22 protein-coding genes are annotated in these 22,899 nt (G+C 30.3%); 16 read left to right on the forward strand and 6 right to left on the reverse strand.

All coding sequences use genetic code 11. The features are described 5' to 3' along the window. Positions 1-46: 46 nt before the first annotated feature. Positions 47-952, reverse strand: a complete 906-nt coding sequence (locus P2G10_RS07400) for a hypothetical protein (RefSeq protein WP_275315932.1) — start codon at positions 950-952, stop codon at positions 47-49. A gap of 83 nt (positions 953-1,035) precedes the next feature. Then, on the reverse strand, positions 1,036-1,467 hold the full coding sequence (locus P2G10_RS07405) for a hypothetical protein (RefSeq protein ID WP_275315933.1): 432 nt from the start codon (positions 1,465-1,467) through the stop codon (positions 1,036-1,038). 130 nt (positions 1,468-1,597) lie between these two features. Between P2G10_RS07405 and P2G10_RS07410 the strand changes: the two genes are divergently transcribed. The 10 genes from P2G10_RS07410 to P2G10_RS07455 are packed head-to-tail and all read left to right on the forward strand — an operon-like array spanning position 1,598 to position 9,313. Continuing rightward, on the forward strand, positions 1,598-2,707 hold the full coding sequence (locus P2G10_RS07410) for an NAD(P)/FAD-dependent oxidoreductase (protein WP_275316031.1): 1,110 nt from the start codon (positions 1,598-1,600) through the stop codon (positions 2,705-2,707). Beyond that, complete coding sequence (locus P2G10_RS07415) at positions 2,708-3,874, forward strand: NAD(P)/FAD-dependent oxidoreductase (protein ID WP_275315935.1); 1,167 nt, start codon at positions 2,708-2,710, stop codon at positions 3,872-3,874. Continuing rightward, positions 3,871-4,581 carry a methyltransferase domain-containing protein gene (locus P2G10_RS07420; RefSeq protein ID WP_275315936.1) on the forward strand — a complete coding sequence of 237 codons (711 nt, stop codon included), beginning with the start codon at positions 3,871-3,873 and terminating at the stop codon, positions 4,579-4,581. Before P2G10_RS07415 ends, P2G10_RS07420 begins: the two co-directional genes overlap by 4 nt. After that, positions 4,582-5,634, forward strand: a complete 1,053-nt coding sequence (locus P2G10_RS07425) for a type III polyketide synthase (RefSeq protein WP_275315938.1) — start codon at positions 4,582-4,584, stop codon at positions 5,632-5,634. Positions 5,635-5,663: 29 nt separating this feature from the next. Next, positions 5,664-6,335 carry a hypothetical protein gene (locus tag P2G10_RS07430; protein ID WP_275315939.1) on the forward strand — a complete coding sequence of 224 codons (672 nt, stop codon included), beginning with the start codon at positions 5,664-5,666 and terminating at the stop codon, positions 6,333-6,335. A 1-nt stretch (position 6,336) separates the two neighbouring features. Next, positions 6,337-6,780 (forward strand): 3-hydroxyacyl-ACP dehydratase FabZ family protein, encoded by a 444-nt coding sequence (locus P2G10_RS07435; RefSeq protein WP_275315941.1) that lies wholly within the window; start codon positions 6,337-6,339, stop codon positions 6,778-6,780. A 1-nt stretch (position 6,781) separates the two neighbouring features. After that, complete coding sequence (locus tag P2G10_RS07440; RefSeq protein WP_275315942.1) at positions 6,782-8,056, forward strand: beta-ketoacyl-[acyl-carrier-protein] synthase family protein; 1,275 nt, start codon at positions 6,782-6,784, stop codon at positions 8,054-8,056. A 1-nt stretch (position 8,057) separates the two neighbouring features. Continuing rightward, positions 8,058-8,309 (forward strand): acyl carrier protein, encoded by a 252-nt coding sequence (locus P2G10_RS07445; protein WP_218771874.1) that lies wholly within the window; start codon positions 8,058-8,060, stop codon positions 8,307-8,309. Next, complete coding sequence (locus P2G10_RS07450) at positions 8,302-8,874, forward strand: 4'-phosphopantetheinyl transferase family protein (protein WP_275315944.1); 573 nt, start codon at positions 8,302-8,304, stop codon at positions 8,872-8,874. The genes P2G10_RS07445 and P2G10_RS07450 overlap by 8 nt, the downstream gene beginning before the upstream one ends. Then, positions 8,864-9,313: a 3-oxoacyl-ACP synthase gene (locus P2G10_RS07455; protein ID WP_275315945.1), complete on the forward strand. Its 450-nt coding sequence runs from the start codon at positions 8,864-8,866 to the stop codon at positions 9,311-9,313. The genes P2G10_RS07450 and P2G10_RS07455 overlap by 11 nt, the downstream gene beginning before the upstream one ends. Before the next feature lie 185 nt (positions 9,314-9,498). Here P2G10_RS07455 and P2G10_RS07460 read toward each other — a convergent pair whose 3' ends face one another. From P2G10_RS07460 to P2G10_RS07470, 3 genes are all read right to left on the reverse strand, one after another. Beyond that, positions 9,499-10,431 (reverse strand): ABC transporter ATP-binding protein, encoded by a 933-nt coding sequence (locus tag P2G10_RS07460; RefSeq protein WP_275315946.1) that lies wholly within the window; start codon positions 10,429-10,431, stop codon positions 9,499-9,501. A 244-nt stretch (positions 10,432-10,675) separates the two neighbouring features. Continuing rightward, the gene (locus P2G10_RS07465; RefSeq protein WP_275315947.1) at positions 10,676-11,023 is read right to left on the reverse strand and encodes a HopJ type III effector protein; all 348 of its coding nucleotides are present in this window, start codon (positions 11,021-11,023) and stop codon (positions 10,676-10,678) included. A 4-nt stretch (positions 11,024-11,027) separates the two neighbouring features. Beyond that, positions 11,028-12,779, reverse strand: a complete 1,752-nt coding sequence (locus tag P2G10_RS07470; protein ID WP_275315948.1) for a M28 family peptidase — start codon at positions 12,777-12,779, stop codon at positions 11,028-11,030. A gap of 156 nt (positions 12,780-12,935) precedes the next feature. Here P2G10_RS07470 and aspS point away from each other — a divergent pair, with 156 nt between their 5' ends. From aspS to P2G10_RS07500, 6 genes are all read left to right on the forward strand, one after another. Beyond that, positions 12,936-14,690, forward strand: a complete 1,755-nt coding sequence (gene aspS, locus P2G10_RS07475) for an aspartate--tRNA ligase (RefSeq protein WP_275315949.1) — start codon at positions 12,936-12,938, stop codon at positions 14,688-14,690. A gap of 134 nt (positions 14,691-14,824) precedes the next feature. Further along, positions 14,825-15,379, forward strand: a complete 555-nt coding sequence (locus tag P2G10_RS07480) for a hypothetical protein (protein ID WP_275315951.1) — start codon at positions 14,825-14,827, stop codon at positions 15,377-15,379. Further along, complete coding sequence (locus P2G10_RS07485) at positions 15,351-16,172, forward strand: tetratricopeptide repeat protein (RefSeq protein WP_275315953.1); 822 nt, start codon at positions 15,351-15,353, stop codon at positions 16,170-16,172. The genes P2G10_RS07480 and P2G10_RS07485 overlap by 29 nt, the downstream gene beginning before the upstream one ends. A gap of 139 nt (positions 16,173-16,311) precedes the next feature. Further along, a complete protein-coding gene (locus P2G10_RS07490) occupies positions 16,312-18,786 on the forward strand; it encodes a DUF2339 domain-containing protein (RefSeq protein WP_275315954.1) in 2,475 nt (824 codons plus the stop codon). Continuing rightward, entirely contained in the window at positions 18,773-20,011 is a 1,239-nt protein-coding gene (locus P2G10_RS07495) for a hypothetical protein (RefSeq protein WP_275315956.1), read from the forward strand. The genes P2G10_RS07490 and P2G10_RS07495 overlap by 14 nt, the downstream gene beginning before the upstream one ends. A 31-nt stretch (positions 20,012-20,042) precedes the next feature. After that, positions 20,043-21,818: a chloride channel protein gene (locus P2G10_RS07500; RefSeq protein ID WP_275315958.1), complete on the forward strand. Its 1,776-nt coding sequence runs from the start codon at positions 20,043-20,045 to the stop codon at positions 21,816-21,818. On the opposite strand, the gene glpQ is transcribed toward P2G10_RS07500, so the two are convergent. Further along, positions 21,808-22,836, reverse strand: a complete 1,029-nt coding sequence (gene glpQ, locus P2G10_RS07505; protein WP_338056310.1) for a glycerophosphodiester phosphodiesterase — start codon at positions 22,834-22,836, stop codon at positions 21,808-21,810. The genes P2G10_RS07500 and glpQ overlap by 11 nt on opposite strands. Positions 22,837-22,899 lie beyond the last annotated feature (63 nt).

Below are 22,899 nucleotides of genomic sequence, written 5' to 3' on the forward strand. Positions count from 1 at the left end.
TCTTTTAGTTGGCTACTACCCCAACCAAAAATCAACTAACCAAACTTTATTTTAAATATTTTCTATCAACTGTTTCACGTTGTACTTTAGTACGTTTTCTACCGCTATTCCTTACAGTTGGTTTTATTGTTTTTTCATTTTTTAAATACTGTACAAATCCTCTACCAGAAAAAGTGTACGTTGTTTTAGAACTTAGGTGAAATAATTGTATCCTTTCATCATTTATAACGCTTAATTCAAACCTTTCAGTATCGCCACCATCATAATTAAGTGTTAAAAGTTTTAAGTCGCTATAACCTGCTATATTGGCTACTTTATAACCACCTACATAGTCCCATTTTATATAATCAATATTCGTGCCAAATGAATCGTGAGATGCGTAGAAAGTTACGTCGTTTTCTGGCGTAAACTGTAAGAAATGTTCATCATCAAATGTATTTGATACACCACCAGAAGAAGCAGTTCTTTCCCATGCTACATATTCTTGCAAAAAGTATTCTATGTTTTCATAAAACAACTTATCGTAATTAAAATTATTTCTTTGATAACCAATTAAATAATAACTTACGTTTTGCGATAAATCATCAATTCTAATTTCATCTTCTGAAAGTTGAACGACATCAAAATTATAACGTCCATCAAGATCGTGATCGGTTTCTAAAATGGTTCTGTAAGTGCCATAATTTCCAACAGCAATTCCAAGCCCATTTCCGGTTTTACCAATGTCAGCAATATTATTATTTGCATACATAGTTCCGTTTAAAAAAGAAACTGTAAAGGCTTTTGATAAAAAAGGAACATCGCCTGTACCAGTTGTTCTATGATAATCGATATACCATAAATCGTAACTAGATACATATTCGTTTAACGAAAAATCAGTATCCTGTACTGTACAAGATGTTAACGTTACACCTGTGGCAATAAATAGGAAGAGTAATTTTAGACGTTTCATAAGCGTATGTTTTAATATTATACTTATGTAGTTTTCAAATTACGTGCCAAAAACAAAAAACACCTCATTTGAGGTGTTTTTTGTTAGTTTTGAGGTTTTGCTGAGGGCATAAAAACCCTTTTCTCTTTTTTAATATTTTCGATTTTATAATAATGAATTTTATCACCGATTTTGTAGCTAACTACGGCTTCATTTTCTTTTAGTTTAAAAGGAATCTCCTCTTTAGTTTTTGCGGTATTTCCATATTCTTTTTCAGGATCAACATTTAAAACTAAGTCTTTTTTATCTTCACCTGTTGAGGTTTTATAACGAGCAGCAATGTAATTTTTATCTTGTTTTTGTTCAATTACAGCACTTACAATTCTATCTTGAAAGTATACTTTTTGAAAATCGATAGTTTTATTTGCTGTAAACTCAATCATTAAATTAAGCGTGTTGTTGCCTGGTAAACCACCAGTAATATGAGCGTAAGATGCGGTGTTAACCGTAAAAGGAGGATTTGATTCTAGTTTCATGCTTGCACACTGTGTAAAGCTTAGTGCCAAAATTAAGATTCCGAATAACTTCATAATATTACTTTTTATTGTTTAAATTTAAATATTCAAGTAGTGTGCCAAGGTACAAATATATATAAATATTAAGATGTTGAATTACAGTTATTGGGAGTTAAAAGAATGGTTTACAAATGTAGATTTTACCATTGTTGGTAGCGGAATTGTAGGTTTAAATTGTGCATTGACATTAAAAAAAGCACATCCGAATGCTAAAATAATAATTTTAGAAAAAGGCATGTTGCCACAAGGAGCAAGTACTAAAAATGCCGGTTTTGCGTGTTTTGGTAGTTTATCGGAATTGATTGATGATTTAAAAACACACAGTGAAGAAGAGGTTTTTAATTTGGTAAAAAAACGATGGAAAGGTTTACAATTATTACGAAAAACTTTGGGTGATGCCGCGATCGATTTTCAGCAAAATAAAGGTTATGAGTTATTTAATGATTCCGATTTTTATGAAGAGTGCTTGGCTGAAAAAAATAAAATTAACCAATTATTAAAACCACTTTTTTCTTCGGATGTTTTTAAGGTTGATAACAATTTTTTTGAGTTTAAGAATGTTCATGAAAATTATATAACCAATCAGTTTGAAGGGCAAATTGATACCGGTAAAATGGTAGCGCAGTTACTTCAAGTAATTCAGCAAAGTGATATAAAAATTTTAAATAATATTACCGTTAAAAGTTTTGAGGAAAATGGGAATAAAGTAGCTATACAAACCAATCAAATTAGCTTTTCCACCAATAAGTTATTGATTGCCACAAACGGATTTGCAAATCAATTATTCAATGAAAATGTACAACCTGCAAGAGCACAAGTTTTAATTACAAAACCTATAAAAAACCTACATATTAAAGGAACTTTTCATTTAGATAAAGGGTATTACTATTTCAGAAATATTGATGATAGAATTTTGTTTGGTGGTGGAAGAAATCTCGATTTTAAAACGGAAGAAACTGCTGAATTTGGAGAAACAGCTCTTATTCAGAATCAATTAGAAGAAATTTTAAAAACAACCATCTTACCCAATACTAATTTCGAAATTGAACATCGATGGAGCGGAATTATGGGCGTTGGAAATCAGAAAAAAGCAATTGTAAAACAGCTATCAAATAATGTTTTTTGCGGAGTTCGTTTAGGCGGTATGGGAATTGCTATTGGTAGTTTGGTAGGAAAAGAATTAGCAGAATTAATAGAATAAATGAAAAAAACCAACAACCATTTTAATCACAAAAAAAGTAACGTAACTGCAGATGTAATTATTATTGGCGGAGGTTTAGCGGGTTTATGCAACGCAATACATTTATCTAAATTTGGTAAAAAAGTTTTATTGATTGAAAAAAATAAGTATCTAAAACATAAAGTTTGTGGCGAATATATTTCTAACGAAGTTTTGCCGTATTTAGAGTTTTTAGGTATAAATCCGTTTGATTTTGGTGCTGTTAATATTACAAATTTTAAGCTATCAACTATAAATAATAGAGTTATTTCGGCTAAATTACCTTTAGGAGGATTCGGAATTTCACGTTATCAATTCGATTTTATTTTATCAGAAAAAGCCAAAGAAAACGGTGTTATAATTTTACAAGACCAAGTATTAAGTGTCAATTTTTCTGAAGATATTTTTCATGTAGCAACAAAAGAAAATAAAACGCTTACCTCAAAAATTGCTATTGGTGCTTTCGGAAAACGTTCTTTATTAGATGTAAAAATGGAACGTGATTTTATTCAGAAAAAATCACCTTATTTAGGCGTTAAAATTCACGTAAAAGGAAACTGTGAAGAAAATTTAGTAGCGCTTCATAATTTTAAAGGTGGTTACTGTGGCGTTTCTAAAGTAGAAAATGATATAATTAATTTGTGTTATATCACTAGTTTTTCATCTTTTAAAAAATATAAAAGTATAGAAGATTTTCAAGAACAAGTTGTTTTTAAAAATCAATATTTAAAAGAGATCTTTAAAGCAACAACACCAATTTTTGAAAAACCATTAACGATTAGTCAGGTTTCATTTGAAACCAAAAAACCAATAGAAAATCACCTTATTATGTGTGGCGATTCTGCGGGAATGATTCACCCTTTATGCGGTAATGGTATGAGTATGGCAATTCAGAGTGCACAAATTGCATCTAAACTCACTCTAAATTACTTAAATGGTAAACTTTCGTCAAGAAATGATCTTGAAAAACAATACATTAGAGAATGGAATAAAAACTTTAAAATGCGCTTAAAAACGGGTCATTTTATTGCGTGGTTATTTAGAAAAGATAAGGTTGCAGAAATTTTACTTAAAACGTTAAAGAAATTACCTTTTTTATTACCAATTATAATTAAGCAAACACATGGTAAACCAATAAAAATAGAATGAGTTTTTTCATCAGCACAAAATACAGAACAGATCAAGAAGAAATGATGGATGATTTTTCTATTGGTGGCGATTTATTGCGCGATGTTTTAGATAAATTAGAAAATATAAATCGTTGGTTAGGCGGAAACTTGGTAACGGTTAATGCATTAAAAAAAGTATTAAAAAAGCATCCTAAAAATATAGAAATCGTTATCGCTGATATTGGTTGTGGACATGGAGATATTTTACGTGATGTAGCCAAATTCGGAAGAAAAAATGGCTATAAAATGAAATTGATTGGTGTAGATGCAAATGCTACCGCAATAGCATATGCGAATGAATTGTCAACAGAATATCCAGAGTTGGTTTTTAAAACTGAAGATATTTTTTCTGATGATTTTAAAAACAGAGAATTCGATATTGTTTTAGCAACGTTGTTTTTGCATCATTTTAAAGAACCGCAATTGATTTCTTTCTTATCAGACACTTTAAAACATACTAAAAAAGCAATAATTGTAAACGATTTACATCGTCATAAATTGGCTTATTATTTGTTTTTATTATTATCAATTTTTATCAAAAATAAAATGATAATCAACGATGGATTAATTTCTGTTTTAAGGGGGTTCAAACGAAAAGATTTGATTAGAATCTCAGAAAAAATAAATGGAAAACCACAAATTTCTTGGAAATGGGCATTCCGTTTTCAATGGATAATACAAAAATAAATGGCAGTAAAAATAACATCTGTAGCAAAACAATTGCCACAATATTATAGAGAAACAAAAGATATTATTCCGTTTGTAAAAACGTGGATGCAAGATCAGGATACACGTTTTCAGCGAAAAGTAATTAAACTTTTCGAAGGAGCAGCAGTAGATAAACGGTATTCAATCATGAACCCCGAAGAGGTTTTTATAGCAACTTCTTTCGAAGAAAAAAATGCTATTTACGCAAGAGAAGTAGTAAAACTAGCCGAGCAATCACTTAAAAAATCATTACAAAAAGCAAATTTACAAGCAACCGATATCGATTACATAATTACGGTAAGTTGTACAGGAATTATGATTCCGTCTATGGATGCATATTTGATTAATTCTTTGCAAATGAAACAAGATATTGTGCGTTTGCCAGTTACAGAAATGGGTTGTGCAGCAGGAGTATCTGGAATTATATATGCTAAGAATTTTTTAAAGGCAAATCCTAATAAAAGAGCTGTTGTAATTGCTGTTGAAGCACCTACAGCAACTTTTCAGTTAGACGATTATTCGATGACGAATATTGTAAGTGCGGCTATTTTTGGTGATGGAGCTTCGGCAGTTATTTTGTCTTCTTATGATGAAGATAAAGGTCCAAAAATTGTAGACGAAGCGATGTATCATTTTTATGACGCTACCCAAATGATGGGTTTTAATTTGGTAAATACAGGCTTACAAATGATTTTAGACAAGGAGGTTCCAAAGAAAATTTCAGATCATTTTCCTGCAATAATTCATCCGTTTTTAGAAAGAAATAATTTAACAATTGAAGATGTAAATCATTTGATTTTTCATCCTGGAGGAAAAAAAATCGTACAAACAGTAGAAGATTTATTTGGTGTTTTAGGTAAAAATATAGACGATACTAAAGAGGTTTTACGTTTGTATGGCAACATGTCTAGCGCAACAGTTTTGTATGTTTTGGAGCGTTTTATGGATAGAAACCCAGCAAAAGGAGAAAGAGGCTTAATGTTAAGTTTTGGTCCGGGTTTTTCTGCACAAAGAATATTGTTAGAATGGTAATTTCCTGTCAATAAACCCCAAGAAATAAAATGAAACAAATTAAAACTCGAGAAATAGAAGTATTTATTAGGGATGTAATCAATAATGGAAAAACTTGTATTGATTGGGATAAGTTAGAAAAGGAAAATAAAACATTTTTAACGAAAGTGAAAGAATTATTCAAATTTGAAAATGACAATTCTTGGAAGTTTTTAACTTCGTCTTTAGATGTTATTGGAGATTCGCAATTTGCAATTAATAAATTTTTAGAAAGTAAAAATATTCAGGTTAAGGATAATGGTGAAGCATATTTAATGATTTATGGAGTCTTTTCAGCAGTATATATTCAATACAAATCGATAAAAACTATTGCTAAAATCGTAAAGTTAAAAAATGAAAAAAAGTTATATAAAGACTTTGAAAAACTTGATATTATATTTTTGAGACATATAGTTTCGGCTCATCCAATAGATTTTAAAAATAATGGAAACTCATTAGAATCTTATAAACTTGATAGAGGTTCTGTAAAGGATTTCAATTATTTAACTGTTATTAATGAAGTGAATGAGTTTAAACAGTATAACATATTTAATTGCATTGAAAAATTTAATGAATTAACCAATTTTTACTTGAAATTAGTAGCTGAAAAAATCATAGAGAATAGATACTCTAAAGGTTCTATCAAAACTAAAAACCTAGTAAGTAAATTAAATATGATATAAAATGAATCCTACAGAAATCATAAAAAACCTACCATACCGAGAACCCTTTTTGTTTGTTGATTTACTTACAGAGGTTTCAGAAAACGGAGTTACTGGAAATTATAGATTTAAAGAAGACGAGTTTTTTTACGAAGGACATTTTAAAAATAATCCAATTACGCCTGGTGTTATTTTAACGGAAACAATGGCACAAATTGGTGTTGTTTGTTTAGGTATTTATTTATTGAAAAATGAAATTTTAACAACAGATAAAAATCCACAAATAGCATTAACTTCTAATCAAGTCGATTTTTATTTACCAGTGTTACCAAACGAAAAAGTAACCGTAATTTCCGATAAACAATACTTTAGATTCAACAAACTAAAATGTGCTGTAAAAATGATAAATGAGAAAAAAGAATTGGTTTGTAGAGGAACTATTTCGGGAATGATAATCGCAGAATAACATGAAAAACAGAGTTGTAATTACAGGTTTAGGAGTTGTTGCACCCAATGGAGTTGGTTTGCAAGAATTCTCGAGCGCAATAAAAAAGGGAAAATCTGGAATTACATTTCATCAACATTTAAAAGACAAAGGTTTTTCTTGTTGTATTGGTGGAATTCCTACAGTTTCTGAAGAAAAAAAAGCAACATATTTAACAGCTTTGCAATTACGCGGCTTTAATAGTACTTCTATTTTATATGGATGTATGGCAGGAATTGATGCTTGGAAAGATGCTGGTTTTTCTGTGGATGAAAACTCAAATTTAGATTATGATTCGGGTTTAATTTTCGGAACAGGAACATCGGGAATTGAAAAATTTAGAGAAGCAATCTATAAAATTGATGATCAGAAAGTAAGGAGATTAGGAAGTACTTCTGTGGTACAAACAATGGCAAGTGGAATTTCTGCATATTTAGGCGGAATTCTTGGTTTAGGAAATCAGGTTACTACAAATTCGTCTGCGTGTACAACAGGCACAGAGGCTTTGTTATTGGGTTTTGAGCGCATTAAAAACGGAAAAGCAAAACGAATGTTGGTTGGTAGTTCAAGTGATAGTAGTTTGTATACTTGGGGCGGATTTGATGCAATGCGAGTAATGTCTTACAAGCATAATGAAACGCCAGAAAAAGGTTCGAGACCAATGAGTGAAACTGCAGCAGGTTTTGTGCCAGGAAGTGGAGCAGGAGCCTTGGTTTTAGAATCTTTAGAAAGTGCTTTAGCGAGAAATGCAACCATTTATGCAGAAGTTTTAGGCGGAAATATAAATTCTGGCGGACAACGAAATGGCGGAACTTTAACAGCCCCAAATGCCGAAGCTGTTCAGAAATGTATTACGGATGCTTTGTTAGAGTCGAATATAACATCTGATAAAATTGATGTTATAAACGGCCATTTAACAGCAACATCAAAAGATAGTTTAGAAATAGAAAACTGGAGCAAAGCTTTACAAAGAAAAGGAACTGAGTTTCCTTACATAAATTCTTTAAAGTCGATGGTTGGTCATTGTTTAGCGGCTTCTGGTGCAATAGAAATTGTAGCAGCTGTTTTGCAAATTAAGGAACAATTTGTGTTTCCTAATATTAATTGCGAAGATGTGCATCCAGAAATTTCAACACTTATTTCTAAAGAAAAAATACCAACAAAAATTATATATAAAGATATAAATATACTCGCAAAAGCAAGTTTTGGTTTTGGTGATGTAAACGCTTGTGCTATCTTTAAAAAATATTCAAAATAAAATGAAAAAAGAAGAAATTATAGTAAAGTTAACAACGATTGTAAAGCCTTATGTTCAAAATGAAAAAGGCTTTAAGAATATTAATGAAAACACCGATTTTATTAAGGATTTAGAAATAAATTCGGCAAATTTGGTAGATATTATTTTAGATGTAGAAGATGAGTTTAATATTGAAATAGATAACGATTCTATGGAAAAAATGCTTTCTGTAAAAGAAACCGTTGTAATTATTCAAACAAAAATGAATGCATAATATTGGCAATGATATTGTTGATTTAGGCTTAGCTAAAATTCAAAGTAACTGGCAACGAAAAGGTTTTTTAGAGAAGCAATTTACCCAAAAAGAGCAAGGTGAAATTTTAGCCTCTGAAAATCCGTTTTTAAAAGTTTGGGTGTTTTGGAGCATGAAAGAAGCCGCCTATAAATGTTATACACAAAAGGTTAAAAAACGTTTTTTTGCTCCCAAAAAATTTCAATGTACACTAACTTCAAAAGAAGAAGGTGTTGTTGTTTTTGAAGGCATAAAATATTATACAACTATTTTTTTAAACACTTTTTATATTCATACAATTGCTGATGAAGTAAAGAATGGAGGTAAAATTACATCAGCTATTTGTTTACCAAACACAGTAAATAATGTGATCAGAAAAACACTTGAAAAGAAAACATCATATTTATTTAAAGAGATAGAAAAAAGAAAAACAGTTGTTGGTGCTCCTTTGTATTTTTACAAAGAAAAATTACTTACTAATTCATGTTCAATTTCTCATCATGGAAATTATGAAGCATATGCATTTACCTTAAAAAATGAATATTAAACACCAACTTTTTATACAATGTGAAGCGTTTGTAAATAAACGCTTACAAACGGTAGAAGAAATAATTTCATCTAACCAAAACGCATTACAATCAGAAACCAAAAGTTCGGTAGGAGATAAACATGAAACAGGTAGAGCAATGTTGCAGTTAGAGATGGAAAAAGCGGGCCAACAGCTTAGCGGAGTCATAAAAATGAAAGAAACGCTATCTAAAATTAATATTGAAAAAGTTTCTGAAATTGCACATTTAGGTAGTGTAGTTAAAACAAATAAAGCTTTTTTTTTTATAAGTATTAGCGCTGGACAACTTATAATTAAGGGTAAAACTTATTTTGCTATTTCGGTTTCTTCACCAATAGGAGCCATGTTACTAGGTAAAAAAGTAGGAGATATTTTTATATTTAACAAGGTTGAACAAAAAATAAAAGAAATTTTTTAGAAATAAAGTAGGGTAAAATAAAACTTACTTGTTTTTAATATAGGAAAGGTTGCTATCCCTTCATAGAAAAAGAAGTATTACAATACACTTTTATCTTTTTTTAGATAAGAGTGTATTTTTTAGCCAAATTAAAAACATATTAAAATAGTTGAGTAATAATTAATTAAGAGATAGTTATTATTGGTTTAAGCAGTTTCATTAAATTCTAATGAAACTGCTTTTTTTATTTCAATAGATTTTGAATGGTTTAAAAAAATAGTTTGCAGGTTATATTCAGCTTCAATAAGCCAACAATAACCTTTAAAATAAGTCTTCAGAACTATAGCTTTAAATTCCGATTTTTCAACAATTTTTATTTGATGTGGATATAATAATACTTTTTTATTATTGACGAGAACTTCATTTACATCATCAAATAAAGTGGCTACATATTTTAACTTAGGGTTTTTATATAAGTTCACTGGTATATCATTCGCAATTATTTGATGGTCTTTAATAACAATCATTTTATCAGCAAACGAAAGCGCGTCATTGCCATCGTGAGTGGCTATAATACAAGCAATATTTTTGTCCTTTAGGTAGGTAAATAAGTTTCTACTAAGCGAATTCTTTTTAAAATTATCTATTTGTCCGAAAGGCTCATCTAGTAACAATAATTCAGGTTCTTTAGCTAAGGCACGAGCAATTGCCACGCGTTGTTGTTGCCCTCCGCTTAAGTTTTTAATCTTTATATTGGCAAACTCTGTCATTTCTATTACCTCTAATAACTCATTTGTTCTTTGCTTTGCTTCTTCGGGATAAAAACGAGATAGAAATTTTTTAATGTTTTCACTTACGGAAGTATATGGCATTAAATCGAAATCTTGCGCAACGTATTTAAAAATATCGGTACCGGGAACTAAATAATGTGCAGGTCCTAAGATTTGAAAATCATTCCAATAGATGTCTCCTTTGTCAAGATCTAACAAGCCGTAAATGACTTTTAATAAAGTTGATTTTCCGCAACCACTTTTTCCCATTATACATACATGTTCTCCTTTTTGCAAAGAGAAATTAATGTTTGTAAGGGTTGTTTTTTCTTTAGTATAAGAAAACGAAATATTGTTTACTTGTAGCATACTTGCAAAAATATGTTTTTATGATTTGTTGCGTTAGCGATTGAACGGTTTGTTTGAGCTCTTTTTTGAAGAATGAAAAAAAAGCGAGTAGTAAAAGCGCGACCATTTATGGTAACGCCCAACTTCTTGTTATAATTTTATGTAAGGAAATCAGAATAGCCAAGGTTTTAACACTCGCTTCTCTCATAAAAAAGCCAGAGAGCTCAAGCAAATATTACAATTAGAGCTATGCTTATTTAATGAATTAAATTTTCTCCACTAAGGTTTCATTATCAAAAATCAATCCCTCAAAACCAGTATTCATAAAGTTTCTAATATTTTGATGATCACTACCATTCGGATTCTCTAGAACATCAATAAAGTAATATTGTGCAAAAGAAGCTAGTGTTTCTTCTTTGGTTAACTGTTGTTTTAAAGCAAAAGAAAACACTTTACACGAACCTAAATTTTCTGCGCTACTGTTTTGTAAATCTCCATTTTTAAATGCAGATGGGGTAAAAACATAGTTCTCTTTAATAACGCTAATCGTTTCTGAAAAATTAATATCTTTTGGAGTATTTCTTAATTTATTTTTAAAATTATTTATAGTCATTGTTCTAATTTTCTAACGTTTTAAGTGAGTTCTTTTTACCCAGCTCTTTTATAACCTTTAAAGACATTGAATCAATTAATTTTTGAGATTTTTTAATTTCCTTTTTAAAAGTTGTACTATCTTTTACAATATCTATTGTCGTTAATGCCGTTTTAGAATACCAATTATTCCATGCAGAGATAATCGCTATTTGAGTTTCTAAAGAATCTCCTTTACTCAAGGAAATTTCACTTTGATATTGCTCTTCTTTAAGTCTAGAAATAGCCACTTTTTCGATATTCATTAAAATTGATTTAGCGGTTTTTTTATCAGCATTTAATAATGTAAAAGCAGATGTTAACGAAGTAACACCTACATTTTTTAAAGTAGTTTTAGATACTTTATCTATTCTGTCATTATCAGTATGGTAAAACTGATCTGTAAAATGCCAAAATAAAACACTCGGAATATCTGCCTTTAAAAACGGAACATGATCACTTCCTCCTTCAAAAGGATTTGTACTAACTACCCAATTTGCGCGTTTACCTTGCTCTTTAAATTTATCAATTAAAAAATCATTTAAATAATGAGGTTTCATTTCACTTAATTTCATTTTTCTACCTCCCCATTCTGTATGTTTATCTTTTCCGCGTGTCCAAATAGCACTTGGATCTGGCATTTTTTCAATTAAAAAAGTACCGCCAGTTTTTTTGGTGTCTTCACCAACCATGTCTAATGAAATTCCCCACTTTATATCTTTAGCTCTAATGCTATCTTCTTTAACATATCGGTTTGTAGAAATAATTTCATCACCCCATAAAAAAGTTAATGTTCTGTTTGGTGAAAATCGCTTCTCTTTTATAAATTTCGCAGTAAGAGTTGCCATTTCTAAAGCCACTCCTACTCCTGTTGCATTATCATTTGCACCAGGTTCTTGTATGTGAGCACTAAAAACCAAACGCTCTTTAGGTAATTTAGCTCCTTTTACATCCGCAATAATTGTTAATTCTTCTGACGGATAAATGTTCGTTTCTATATTCACATTTAAAACAACTTTCCCTTTTAATAACTTCGCTTTCAATTTCTCTTTAGCTTCATAAGACATTGCAATTGCCCATGCTTTTATATCTTCATTTAAAGGAATAGCTCTAAACTGAATTGATGTTTTATTTTTTTTAGGCTGTAAATATTTCGGATTGCTATAAGTAATCAATCCTGCCGCTCCGCCTTCTACAATAGCTTGCTTAAATATTCTACTAGGGCTTGTTTCTGCAAAAACAATTTTACCTTTAATATTTAAAGTTTTCAGTTTCTGTATATCTTTCACATAAACTACTTCGGTAGTAACACCTTCCTTGGGCGTACTGTACGAATTTAAAGCAATCATGTTTCTATTGGTACTATGTTGTAACAAAGGAGTTTCTTCACCAACTATTTTCACCTCAGCATTAACAGATTCCCATGTTGGTTTTTCAAGTGGTCTTTTTTCAATTCTGTAGGTTAAAAAGTCAGTATTCGTAGCAACATCTTCTTTTACAAATCCTGATTTCTCAAGCTCATCAGCAATTCTGTACACGCTCTTATTAAAACCTGTATTTCCTACAACTCTCCAATATTTTTCAACAAACGAAGTGGTTTCAAAAGCTAAATCGCCTGTAAATTCTTTATTAAGAAGATCAAAATAATTTGAAGAATTTAAAACTTGAATCTCTTTTTCCTTCTTACAACTAACAAAAGTTACAACAAGTACTGTTACTAAAAGTATATTTTTAAACATGGCGGTTATTTGAAGTTTAAAAGTACTATTTTTTTATGTTGAGAAACATATTTAACTATAAAGTTATAAAGCTAGTCATTTAGTGTTCATTTTTATTCTAACTACTTTTAATCCTCCTTTTTATTTACGTAATTTTGCACTTTTAAAATTCAAGAAATGTACAGAACGCAAACTTGTGGCGAATTAAGAGCCTCACACATAAATACTGAAGTTACCTTATCTGGTTGGGTACAAAAATCTCGTGATAAAGGTTTTATGATTTGGGTAGATTTACGTGATCGTTACGGAATTACACAGTTAATTTTTGACGAAGCGCGTACCTCTAAAGATTTAATGGAAAAAGCCAAAACTTTAGGACGTGAATTTGTTATTCAAGTTAGCGGAACTGTTATCGAACGAGAATCGAAAAATAAAAATATTCCTACTGGTGAGGTTGAATTGTTAGTGACTAGTTTAGAGATATTAAACGAAGCTAAAACTCCGCCTTTTACTATTGAAGATAAAACGGATGGTGGTGAAGATATCAGAATGAAATATCGTTATTTAGATATTCGTCGTAACCCTGTAAAAGATAGTTTAATCTTTAGATCGAAAGTATCAATGGAAGTACGTAAATATTTATCTGACCAAGAGTTTATAGAAGTAGAAACGCCTTATTTAATCAAGTCAACTCCAGAAGGAGCACGTGATTTCTTAGTGCCTTCAAGAATGAATGCAGGTCAGTTTTACGCATTACCACAATCGCCTCAAACATTCAAACAACTATTAATGGTTGGTGGAATGGATAAATACTTTCAGATTGTAAAGTGTTTTAGAGATGAAGATTTACGTGCCGATCGTCAGCCAGAATTCACACAAATTGACTGTGAAATGGCTTTTGTAGATCAAGAAGATATTTTAAATATTTTTGAAGGCCTAACACGTCACTTACTAAAGGAAATTAACAACGTTGAAGTAGATAAGTTCCCTAGAATGTTGTTTGATGACGCCATGCGTTTATATGGAAATGACAAACCAGATATCCGTTTCGGAATGGAGTTTGGAGAATTAAACGATGTTGCACAACAAAAAGAATTTAAAGTATTTAACGATGCTGAGCTAGTTGTAGGAATTGCAGTTCCTGGGGGAGCAAAATATACAAGAAAAGAAATAGATAAATTAATAGATTGGGTACGTCGTCCACAAGTTGGTGCTTTAGGAATGGTGTATGTTAAATGTAACGAAGATGGTACTTTTAAATCATCTGTAGATAAATTTTACGACCAAGAAGATTTAGCTAAATGGGCAGAAAAAACAGGTGCTAAAGCTGGTGATTTAATCTGTATTTTATCAGGTAACACTACAAAAGTACGTGCACAATTATCTGCTTTACGTATGGAAATGGCAGAACGTTTAGGTTTAAGAGATCCGAAGGTATTTGCTCCGTTATGGGTAATTGATTTCCCTTTATTAGAATTAGACGAAGAAACTGGCAATTACCACGCAATGCACCACCCGTTTACGTCACCAAAACCAGGTCAGTTAGAATTATTAGATACCAATCCTGGCGATGTAAAAGCAAATGCTTACGATTTAGTGTTGAACGGAAATGAAATCGGTGGAGGTTCTATCAGAATTCATGACAAAGAAACGCAAGCTATTATGTTTAAGCATTTAGGTTTTACAGAAGCAGAAGCTAAAGAGCAATTTGGTTTCTTAATGGATGCTTTTGAATATGGTGCGCCACCACACGGTGGTTTAGCTTTCGGGTTAGATAGATTGGTTGCTATTTTAGGCGGACAAGAAACAATTCGTGACTTTATTGCATTCCCTAAAAACAACTCTGGTCGTGATGTAATGATTGATGCTCCGGCTGCTTTAAACGATGCGCAATTATCAGAATTAAGTATAAAATTAGATTTAAAAGAATAAACGTTATTACGAGGAAAACTGACGAAGTAATCTGTTTATAAATTAAGAGATTGCTTCATTATCATTCGCAATGACAGAAAATATATAAGTCCCGTTCTAAATTTAGAACGGGATTTTTTTATTACTTTTAAATCATGAAAAAAAAGAAAATTCTAAAAATTGTTTTAATAGTTATTACTACTATTTTAGTTCTTATTGGTTCGCTACTTCTCTTCGGCTACTTTTATATTAACCAAGCATATGATACCGAAAACAAACCTTTTAAACATTATGTTGGCTATATCGACCAAAGTAAAGCACTTTTAAACGATAAATACCAACTATGTAATGACGGTGGTATTTATCACACCTATAGCAGTGCTAGTTTAAAAGCTTACAAAGGCTCTAAAAAGAAATTTAGAGATGCAGTAAACACGCAGTTTAACACAAATAATTATACAGAATCTGGTTATTTAAATTATCGGTTTTTAGTAAACTGTGAAGGAAATGCTGGTTGGTTTGAAATTATTGAAATGGATTTAGATTTAAAAGAAAAATCTCTAAATCCTAAAATGGTAGATGAGTTATTGACCTTTACCTCAAAACCAGCAAATTGGAATGTTATTTCTTATGATAACACACCGCAAAATTATTACATGTACATATCTTATAGAATAGAAAATGGAAAAGTTACTCAAATTATCCCTTAGCCTTATATTTATTATTAGTTTTCTGTCTTGTAAAAATGAAGAAAGCAAAAGAACTTTAGCTGAAAAAAGATATAAAAAAGCCGTGTTTTTTACACAAGGTTCAACACCTTTTCAAAACGGAATTGTAGAAGCCTTAAAAATAGATCCTACATACGAACAAGCTATCTATGAGTTATCAGTTGCGCATTTAAAAAGAGGAATGCCAAATAAATGGAAACCGCAATATGACAAGGCTTTAAAACTAGATTCTGTAAACCGAATTCCTTGGCGTGGATACTTGTATTTATGGTTTTATAGAGACTACAAAAAAGCAATTGCAGATTTTGATAAGAGCGATATTTTAACACCTAATTTTATTGATGCTCCGCAAGGTTTAAGTGTAGATTGTTGGCGAGGAATTGCTTATTTAGGCCTAAACGATTATAAAAAAGCTATTTTTTATTTTGATAAATATATCGATAAAGAAATTGAAGATTTTAGTGAAAGCTCTGTAGATGTTACTGCCTTTTTATACAAAGGTATCGCATATCTCGAGTTAGAAAACTATACAGAAGCACAACTTTGCTTTGATCGTGTTATTAAAAACTCGTACGGTTTTAGCGCTGATGCAAAATACTACAAAGCCTTTATATTTAAAGAACAAGGTGAAATTGAAAAAGCGACTAAGCTGCTAGATGCTGCTATAAAAGATTTTAATGACGGCTACTATAATCAAAGACCCTATGTAGAAGCTTTACGTCAATTATATTTAGGCGATTATGAAGAGTTGCAAAAATTCCTACCTAACAAATAAACTATAAACTGAATATTTTTAATGATTAATTTCCAATAGAAGCTCTATGTATTAAAGTTACTTTTTCATTTTAATTATTACAACAATCGTTATCATTTTAAAAGTTTACATTTGATATTGAAATTCAAAAAGAGATTCTATGGAAGGTTTTTTATTTATAACACTCATTTTATGTTTCTATTTTCTTAACAGAAATATAAACAACAAGTTTAAAGAACAAAACCTAACTATTGAAGATTTAAAAACCAGACTTCGTTTTCTTCAAAATGAAATTCTTTCAAAAAGAACAGCTTCCGAAACAAAAGAAACAGTTGTTGTAGCCAAAGAACCTGTAAAGAATGAACCTATTAAAGTAGTAAAAGCTACTACTATTGTCCCTGAAAAAAGCATCGAAAAAACAATACAACCAGTTGTTGGTATTCCACAAAAACCAACGCTAACGAAAACTCAAAAACAAGTTGTACAGCAAAAAGTTAAAACAGTTCCAAAAAAATCTTGGTTAAAATCATTCAAGGAGAAAAACCCTGATTTAGAAAAATTTATAGGTGAAAACTTAATTAATAAACTCGGAATCTTAATTTTAGTATTGGGAATTAGTTTCTTCGTTAAATATGCGATTGATAAAGATTGGATAAACGAACCGGCAAGAGTTGGTATTGGTATTTTATGCGGTTCGCTTGTTATGGCTATTGCTCATAAACTAAAGAAAAATTACGCCTCTTTTAGCTCGGTTTTAGTAGCCGGAGCAATTAGTATCTTTTATTTTACTATTTATATTGCGTTTAACGAATACCAACTATTTAGTCAAACCGTTGCTTTTAGTATAATGGCAGTGATTACTGCCTTTAGTAGTTTAGTTTCTGTTTCTTACAACCGTCAAGAACTAGCTGTTTTATCATTAATTGGTGGATTTGCGGCACCTTTTATGGTGAGTACTGGTGAAGGTAATTACATTATATTGTTCACTTATATTGCCATTTTAAACATTGGTATATTAGGGATTTCTTATTTTAAAAAATGGAAAGTTTCTACCATTTTAGCCTACATTTTTACTACCATATTATTTACTAGCTGGTGCGCCTTAAAAATAGGAGAACCATCATTTTCACATACAGGTGCTTTAACTTTTGCAACTATCTTTTATTTTATATTTAGTATTACCATTGTTTTAAACAACCTTAAAAATAAAGGCGTTTTCTCTGCTATAGAATATCTTATTTTGGTTGCGAATACGTTTGTATTTTTCGGAACGGGAATGTTAATACTAAATGATTTAGACTCTAATCTTACTGGATTATTTACATTGTTATTAGCGGTTTATAATTTAGGCTATGCCACAGTTTTATATAAAAAATTCGGATTAGATAAAAACGCAATATATCTCTTAATTGGCTTAGCGCTTACTTTTGTTACACTTACAATACCAATTCAATTTGAAGGAAATCATATTACCTTATTTTGGGCTGCAGAAGCGGTGTTGTTATTTTGGTTGTCTCAAAAATCGAAAATTAATTCTTTTAAAATAGGTGCCGTAATTGTACAAACGCTAACGCTTTTTAGTTTATTAATAGATTGGGATCGTTATGGTTCATCCGAAGAATTATCAGTGGTCTTTAATCCGTTATTTATTGCTGGTTTTACGGTAAGTGTTTCGTTGTTTTTAACGTATTGGTTATTACAAAAAGAAAAGGAAGTTGTTGCTAAAGTTTTTGTACTGAATATTAATTTTTACAAAAAATTGGTTTTAATACTTGCCATTCTTGTAAGTTATTTCACGGGGATTTTAGAAATCTTTTATCAAGCAGATCAATTTTTAGAAAACACTTTTTCAGTGTTATCTTTCCCACTAGTTTATCATTTTGTTTTTGTGGCTGTTTTATTATACTTAACAGTAATATTCAAAAACAAAGCATTTTCGAAGTTCGTATTGTTAATAAGTGGTTTTTCTATCTTATTTTATATTCTTTCTTTTTATAAGTTTTCGGCAAACGAAATGGCTCAAAATTTTATTGGTAACACCAATACTAAATATGCCTTTTACTTTCATTATATTGTTGTAGCATGTTTGGTTTATTTCGGATATCAACTATTTAAAAAAACACCACCTCTTTTTAATATTAATGCAACGAAAAGCAAATGGTTGCCATGGTTATTTACTTTTGCGATTGTTTATGTGTTAAGCAATGAAATAATGACCCACGGTTTATATATTTCTAATACGATTGATACAGTTGAGTTAGCCGAAAAATTTCCCAATACTGAAGATAATCAATATTTAAAAAGCAATTTTGTAAACACCCAAGTACAAGAAACTAAAACACAAATTATAAAAATAGGATATCCGATACTCTGGGGTGTTTTCTCTTTTATATTTTTAATTATAGGAATACGAAGACAATGGAAAACATTGCGAGTAATTGCACTTTCATTATTGGGTTTAACGATTGTTAAATTGTTTATGTACGATATTAAAAACGTATCAGAAACCGGAAAAATAATTGCTTTTATTTTATTAGGAATTTTAATACTAGTGATTTCTTTTGTGTATCAAAAAATTAAAAAATTAGTAGTTGATGAAACCTCAGAAAAAGAAGACAACAATGAAAAAATATAGTTTATTAGCAGCCTTATTTATTGCAATTACTGGTTTTAGCCAAAGCTACAAAGGATCTTTAGATACAATTAAAGAATATGGTTTACATAAGATAATGCTATCTCAAAAGATACGTGCTTCAGGTAATGATAATTTTAATTTTTTACGAATTAAAGATGCTGAAAAAAATGAGGTTCCGTATGTTTTAATTTATAATAACGACAGGAATTTTTCTACTTTTAAAACGATTAAAATAGCTTCTAAAAAAGTAATTAAAGATTCTGTTACTTCTATTATTATAAAAAATGAAAGTGGTAAAAAGCAAGATTATATTATATTCAAAATAGCAAATACTAAAATCAGAAAAAGCTATAATGTGTATGGTAGTGATAACGGCAAAGATTGGTTTGGTTTGGTTTCAGACAAAAAACTATCGTATATAAATATTCCTAGTAAAACGACATCCGGAAAAGTGTTTTTAGAAAAAACGATAGATTTCCCGCTAAACACCTATGCTTTTTTACGTATTAACTTTAACGATAAAAACTCATTACCTATCAATATTTTAGAAGCTGGTGTTTATGAAAGTAAGTTTTTTACACAAGCACCTTTAGAGGTTTTTAACTACAAACAAAAAACGGTTACTTTAAAAGATAAAAAGGTAACTCAACTTAAATTTTCGTCAGAAAATGCGCATAAAATAAATACTATTTCGTTTAATATTACTACTGATTTTTTTCTGCGCAACGCAAAGGTTATCGTAAAGAGAACTCGTAAAATTAAAAAACGTTTTGAAACTTATGATCAGGTAATTGCTAGATTTCAATTGAACTCTAAAAACAAAAATACGTTTGTTCTTAACAATTTAAATGAAAAAGAATTTAGTATCGAAATCGAAAACAAAGACAATCCGCCTTTGGCGATAGAAAACGTACAATTATTACAAAAACCAGTATACGTAATCGCTAATTTAAAGCAGCAAGAAAAATACACCATAGTAATTGATACTATACTTATTAAACCTTCGTACGACCTAGGTAATTTTATATCTAACAAAACAATTGCCTTAAAAGAAGCAAGCGTTTTAAACTTCTCGAAAGTTAAACAAGAAGCAATAAAAATAAAAACCACTCCTTTTTGGGAAACTAAAATTTTTATGTGGCTTTGTATTGTTTTTGGTGGATTCTTAGTTGTTTATTTTGCCTTTGGTTTGATAAAAGATATCAGCACTCAAGAAAAGTCGTAATTTAATACAAAGCTCTTATTATAATTGATGAATGCCAAAATCTAGAAACATATTCAAAAAAATATTAATTTGGAGATATAAAAATATTTCTGAACGACAATTTGTATATGTATTAAGTGTTTTTGTGGGTTTTTTAGCCGGAATTGGAACGCTTATTCTAAAGAATATGACTTCTTTTTTTCAAACTATTTTAGAAGGTAAGTTTATTAAGGATATTCATCATTCTCTTTATTTTATTTTTCCAATTATAGGGCTCGCTTTAGTGTATTACATTAAAAAAAGATTCATTAAAAAAGAGATTGGTCATGGTATCTCTACAACACTTCATGCTATTTCTAAACGTAGCGGAATCATAGAGAGATATAAAATTTATGCCTCTCTAATTACCGCACCAATTACTGTTGGTTTTGGTGGTTCTGTTGGTTTACAAGGTCCGGCTGTAAGTACTGGTGCCGCATTAGGATCAACGGTTTCTCAGTTGTTTCATATGAATCAAAAAACAAGAATGCTTTTAATTGGTTGTGCAACGGCCGGTGCAATGTCATCTATGTTTAAAGCGCCTGTTGCTGCGATAATATTTGCTATCGAAATTTTTAGTTTAGATTTAGCTTTTGCCTCATTGGTTCCTTTATTATTGGCGTCAGTTTCTGCTGTTATAACTTCTTATTTCTTTTTTGAAAAAGATGCTTTATTAGGTTTCAAATTGATAGATGCTTTTAAAATAAAAGATATTTTTTATTATGTGTTGTTGGGTTTTGTTACCGGATTAGCTTCTGTGTATTTTTCGAAAATTTATTTTAGTATTACCAATTTCTTTAAACGGATTAAAAAACCAATCCATAAATTTATTATTGGCGGAATTGCAATTGGAGTAATGTTGTATTTAATTCCGCCTTTATATGGTGAAGGTTACGGATTAATTAATAATTTATTAGAAAGAAACGCTTTGGCTGCCTTAAAAGACATTCCGTATAATGTAGATTTCGAAAATGTTTGGATTGTTATCGGTTTCTTATTACTAATTACGCTATTTAAAGCCATAGCCATGACTACGACATTTGCTGCTGGTGGTGTTGGCGGAATCTTTATTCCTACCTTAGTTATGGGAAGTGCTTTAGGGAATGTATCTGCAAAAATGATTAATCAATTAGGCGGTAATGTATCAGAATCTAACTTTACTTTAATAGGTATGACTGGTTTAATGGCAGGCGTATTACATGCCCCTTTAACCGCTATTTTTTTAATTGCAGAAATTACTGGTGGTTATAATCTATTTGTTCCTTTAATGTTGGTTGCCGCAATTTCTTTTGCGGTTACAAAATACTTTATATCCAACTCTATTTACACGGTAGAATTAGCTGAACGAGGCGAACTCATTACACATAACAAAGATAAAAATGTGCTAATGATGATGAAGATTAACAAATTGATAGAAACAAATTTTAAAGCTGTTCATCCAGAAATGCTTTTAGGTGACATGCTTAAAAAAGCGGTTTCTAATTCTAACAGAAATATTTTCCCTGTAACTGAAAAGGACAAACAGTTTTTAGGAATTGTTTTGTTAGATGATATTAGGCCCATTATGTTTGATACCGAAATGTACGATAAAGTTACTGTAGAAACTTTTATGAGAAGTGCGCCATCGATTATTCAGCACACGGATTCTGTTGAAAAAGTAATGCAGAAATTTAAAGAAAGTGGTGTTTGGAATTTACCTGTTATCAAAAACGGAAAATACCTTGGCTTTATCTCTAAATCTAAATTACTATCTGCTTATCGATCAAAACTGATTGAAGTTACTTCTTAGCTAAAAATTCAACTATTTTATCGGGGAAATCGGTAAAACCACCGTCAATATTTGCTTCAAAAAATAACACTTGTAGCATCTCATTAAAAGAAGAAAACTCGCCTAATTGATCGGCTCTAAAAGTATATGGATGTACTTTTAATCCGAGTTTATGAGCATCTGAAACGAAAGAAGTAAACAACCATTTTCCGTTTTCTTTTTTATCAATAATTTGCTTGTACCAAGGTCCAATTCCGTCTGCATATGTTGCAAAATGTTGTAGTTTTTTTGTTTCCTCAGGAAACTCCATCAATTGCACTAAAAATAAATCAGATTTTAATTCTGTTCTAACTCTTTCTAATTCTTTGGCGTCAAAACATTGAAAAATACAGTTGTCGTTTTTTGTTTTATATCCGTAATCTGAAAGAATATCTAGGGTAATTTTAGCAATGTCTTTTCCGTTTTCATAATGAAATTCCGGATTTTTAATTTCTGGATAAATTCCGATATTTTTCCCTGTACTATAATTTAATCCCTGAATCAATTCTATCTCTTGCTCAAAAGAATGTAATTTAAAATTTCCTTTATTTTTGGGAAAACGCGTTGGATAAAACTGTTTTCCTGTTTTTGGGTTAAAACGTTCTGTAACTTGTAACAGCTGCAACTCATCAAATGTAAAATCAATTACATAATAACGATTGTCTTTTCTTTTTTTATCAGGAAAAACCTCAGTAACATTGGTAACATCATCTAGGTAAATATCATGAATTACTACAGGAACATTGTCTTTGCTTAACACTAAATCTTGCTCAATATAATCAGGATTCATAGCATAAGCCATTGCTTTTGCCTCCATAGTATGTTCTGGTAAATATGCGGATGCGCCACGATGTGCAATTACTATTTTCCTTGAATTCATTTTATTGTTTAGCTTCTCTTGGTTACAACTTACTAGCAAAAATAATGTTGCTAAAAGTAATATTACTGCTGTGATTATTTTAAGATAATTCATTTTATAAAAATAAATAAACCGATACATTTCTGTATCGGTTTTATCATTTTATTTTATGACTTTCATAAAGAGAATCATATCAAAAAGGTC

Origin of the sequence: Tenacibaculum bernardetii (assembly GCF_029125915.1) — a bacterium.
In the GTDB taxonomy this organism is placed as follows: domain Bacteria; phylum Bacteroidota; class Bacteroidia; order Flavobacteriales; family Flavobacteriaceae; genus Polaribacter; species Polaribacter bernardetii.

Bases quoted from the DNA above. Each gene is read 5' to 3' on its own strand.
- aspS (WP_275315949.1), top strand. From the start codon at position 12,936: ATGTACAGAACGCAAACTTGTGGCGAATTAAGAGCCTCACACATAAAT.
- P2G10_RS07480 (WP_275315951.1), top strand. From the start codon at position 14,825: ATGAAAAAAAAGAAAATTCTAAAAATTGTTTTAATAGTTATTACTACT.
- P2G10_RS07425 (WP_275315938.1), top strand. From the start codon at position 4,582: ATGGCAGTAAAAATAACATCTGTAGCAAAACAATTGCCACAATATTAT.
- P2G10_RS07490 (WP_275315954.1), top strand. From the start codon at position 16,312: ATGGAAGGTTTTTTATTTATAACACTCATTTTATGTTTCTATTTTCTT.
- P2G10_RS07405 (WP_275315933.1), bottom strand. From the start codon at position 1,467: ATGAAACTAGAATCAAATCCTCCTTTTACGGTTAACACCGCATCTTAC.
- P2G10_RS07500 (WP_275315958.1), top strand. From the start codon at position 20,043: ATGCCAAAATCTAGAAACATATTCAAAAAAATATTAATTTGGAGATAT.
- P2G10_RS07495 (WP_275315956.1), top strand. From the start codon at position 18,773: ATGAAAAAATATAGTTTATTAGCAGCCTTATTTATTGCAATTACTGGT.
- P2G10_RS07450 (WP_275315944.1), top strand. From the start codon at position 8,302: ATGCATAATATTGGCAATGATATTGTTGATTTAGGCTTAGCTAAAATT.
- glpQ (WP_338056310.1), bottom strand. From the start codon at position 22,836: ATGTATCGGTTTATTTATTTTTATAAAATGAATTATCTTAAAATAATC.
- P2G10_RS07455 (WP_275315945.1), top strand. From the start codon at position 8,864: ATGAATATTAAACACCAACTTTTTATACAATGTGAAGCGTTTGTAAAT.
- P2G10_RS07415 (WP_275315935.1), top strand. From the start codon at position 2,708: ATGAAAAAAACCAACAACCATTTTAATCACAAAAAAAGTAACGTAACT.
- P2G10_RS07485 (WP_275315953.1), top strand. From the start codon at position 15,351: ATGGAAAAGTTACTCAAATTATCCCTTAGCCTTATATTTATTATTAGT.
- P2G10_RS07440 (WP_275315942.1), top strand. From the start codon at position 6,782: ATGAAAAACAGAGTTGTAATTACAGGTTTAGGAGTTGTTGCACCCAAT.
- P2G10_RS07435 (WP_275315941.1), top strand. From the start codon at position 6,337: ATGAATCCTACAGAAATCATAAAAAACCTACCATACCGAGAACCCTTT.
- P2G10_RS07430 (WP_275315939.1), top strand. From the start codon at position 5,664: ATGAAACAAATTAAAACTCGAGAAATAGAAGTATTTATTAGGGATGTA.
- P2G10_RS07470 (WP_275315948.1), bottom strand. From the start codon at position 12,779: ATGTTTAAAAATATACTTTTAGTAACAGTACTTGTTGTAACTTTTGTT.
- P2G10_RS07460 (WP_275315946.1), bottom strand. From the start codon at position 10,431: ATGCTACAAGTAAACAATATTTCGTTTTCTTATACTAAAGAAAAAACA.
- P2G10_RS07400 (WP_275315932.1), bottom strand. From the start codon at position 952: ATGAAACGTCTAAAATTACTCTTCCTATTTATTGCCACAGGTGTAACG.
- P2G10_RS07465 (WP_275315947.1), bottom strand. From the start codon at position 11,023: ATGACTATAAATAATTTTAAAAATAAATTAAGAAATACTCCAAAAGAT.
- P2G10_RS07420 (WP_275315936.1), top strand. From the start codon at position 3,871: ATGAGTTTTTTCATCAGCACAAAATACAGAACAGATCAAGAAGAAATG.
- P2G10_RS07445 (WP_218771874.1), top strand. From the start codon at position 8,058: ATGAAAAAAGAAGAAATTATAGTAAAGTTAACAACGATTGTAAAGCCT.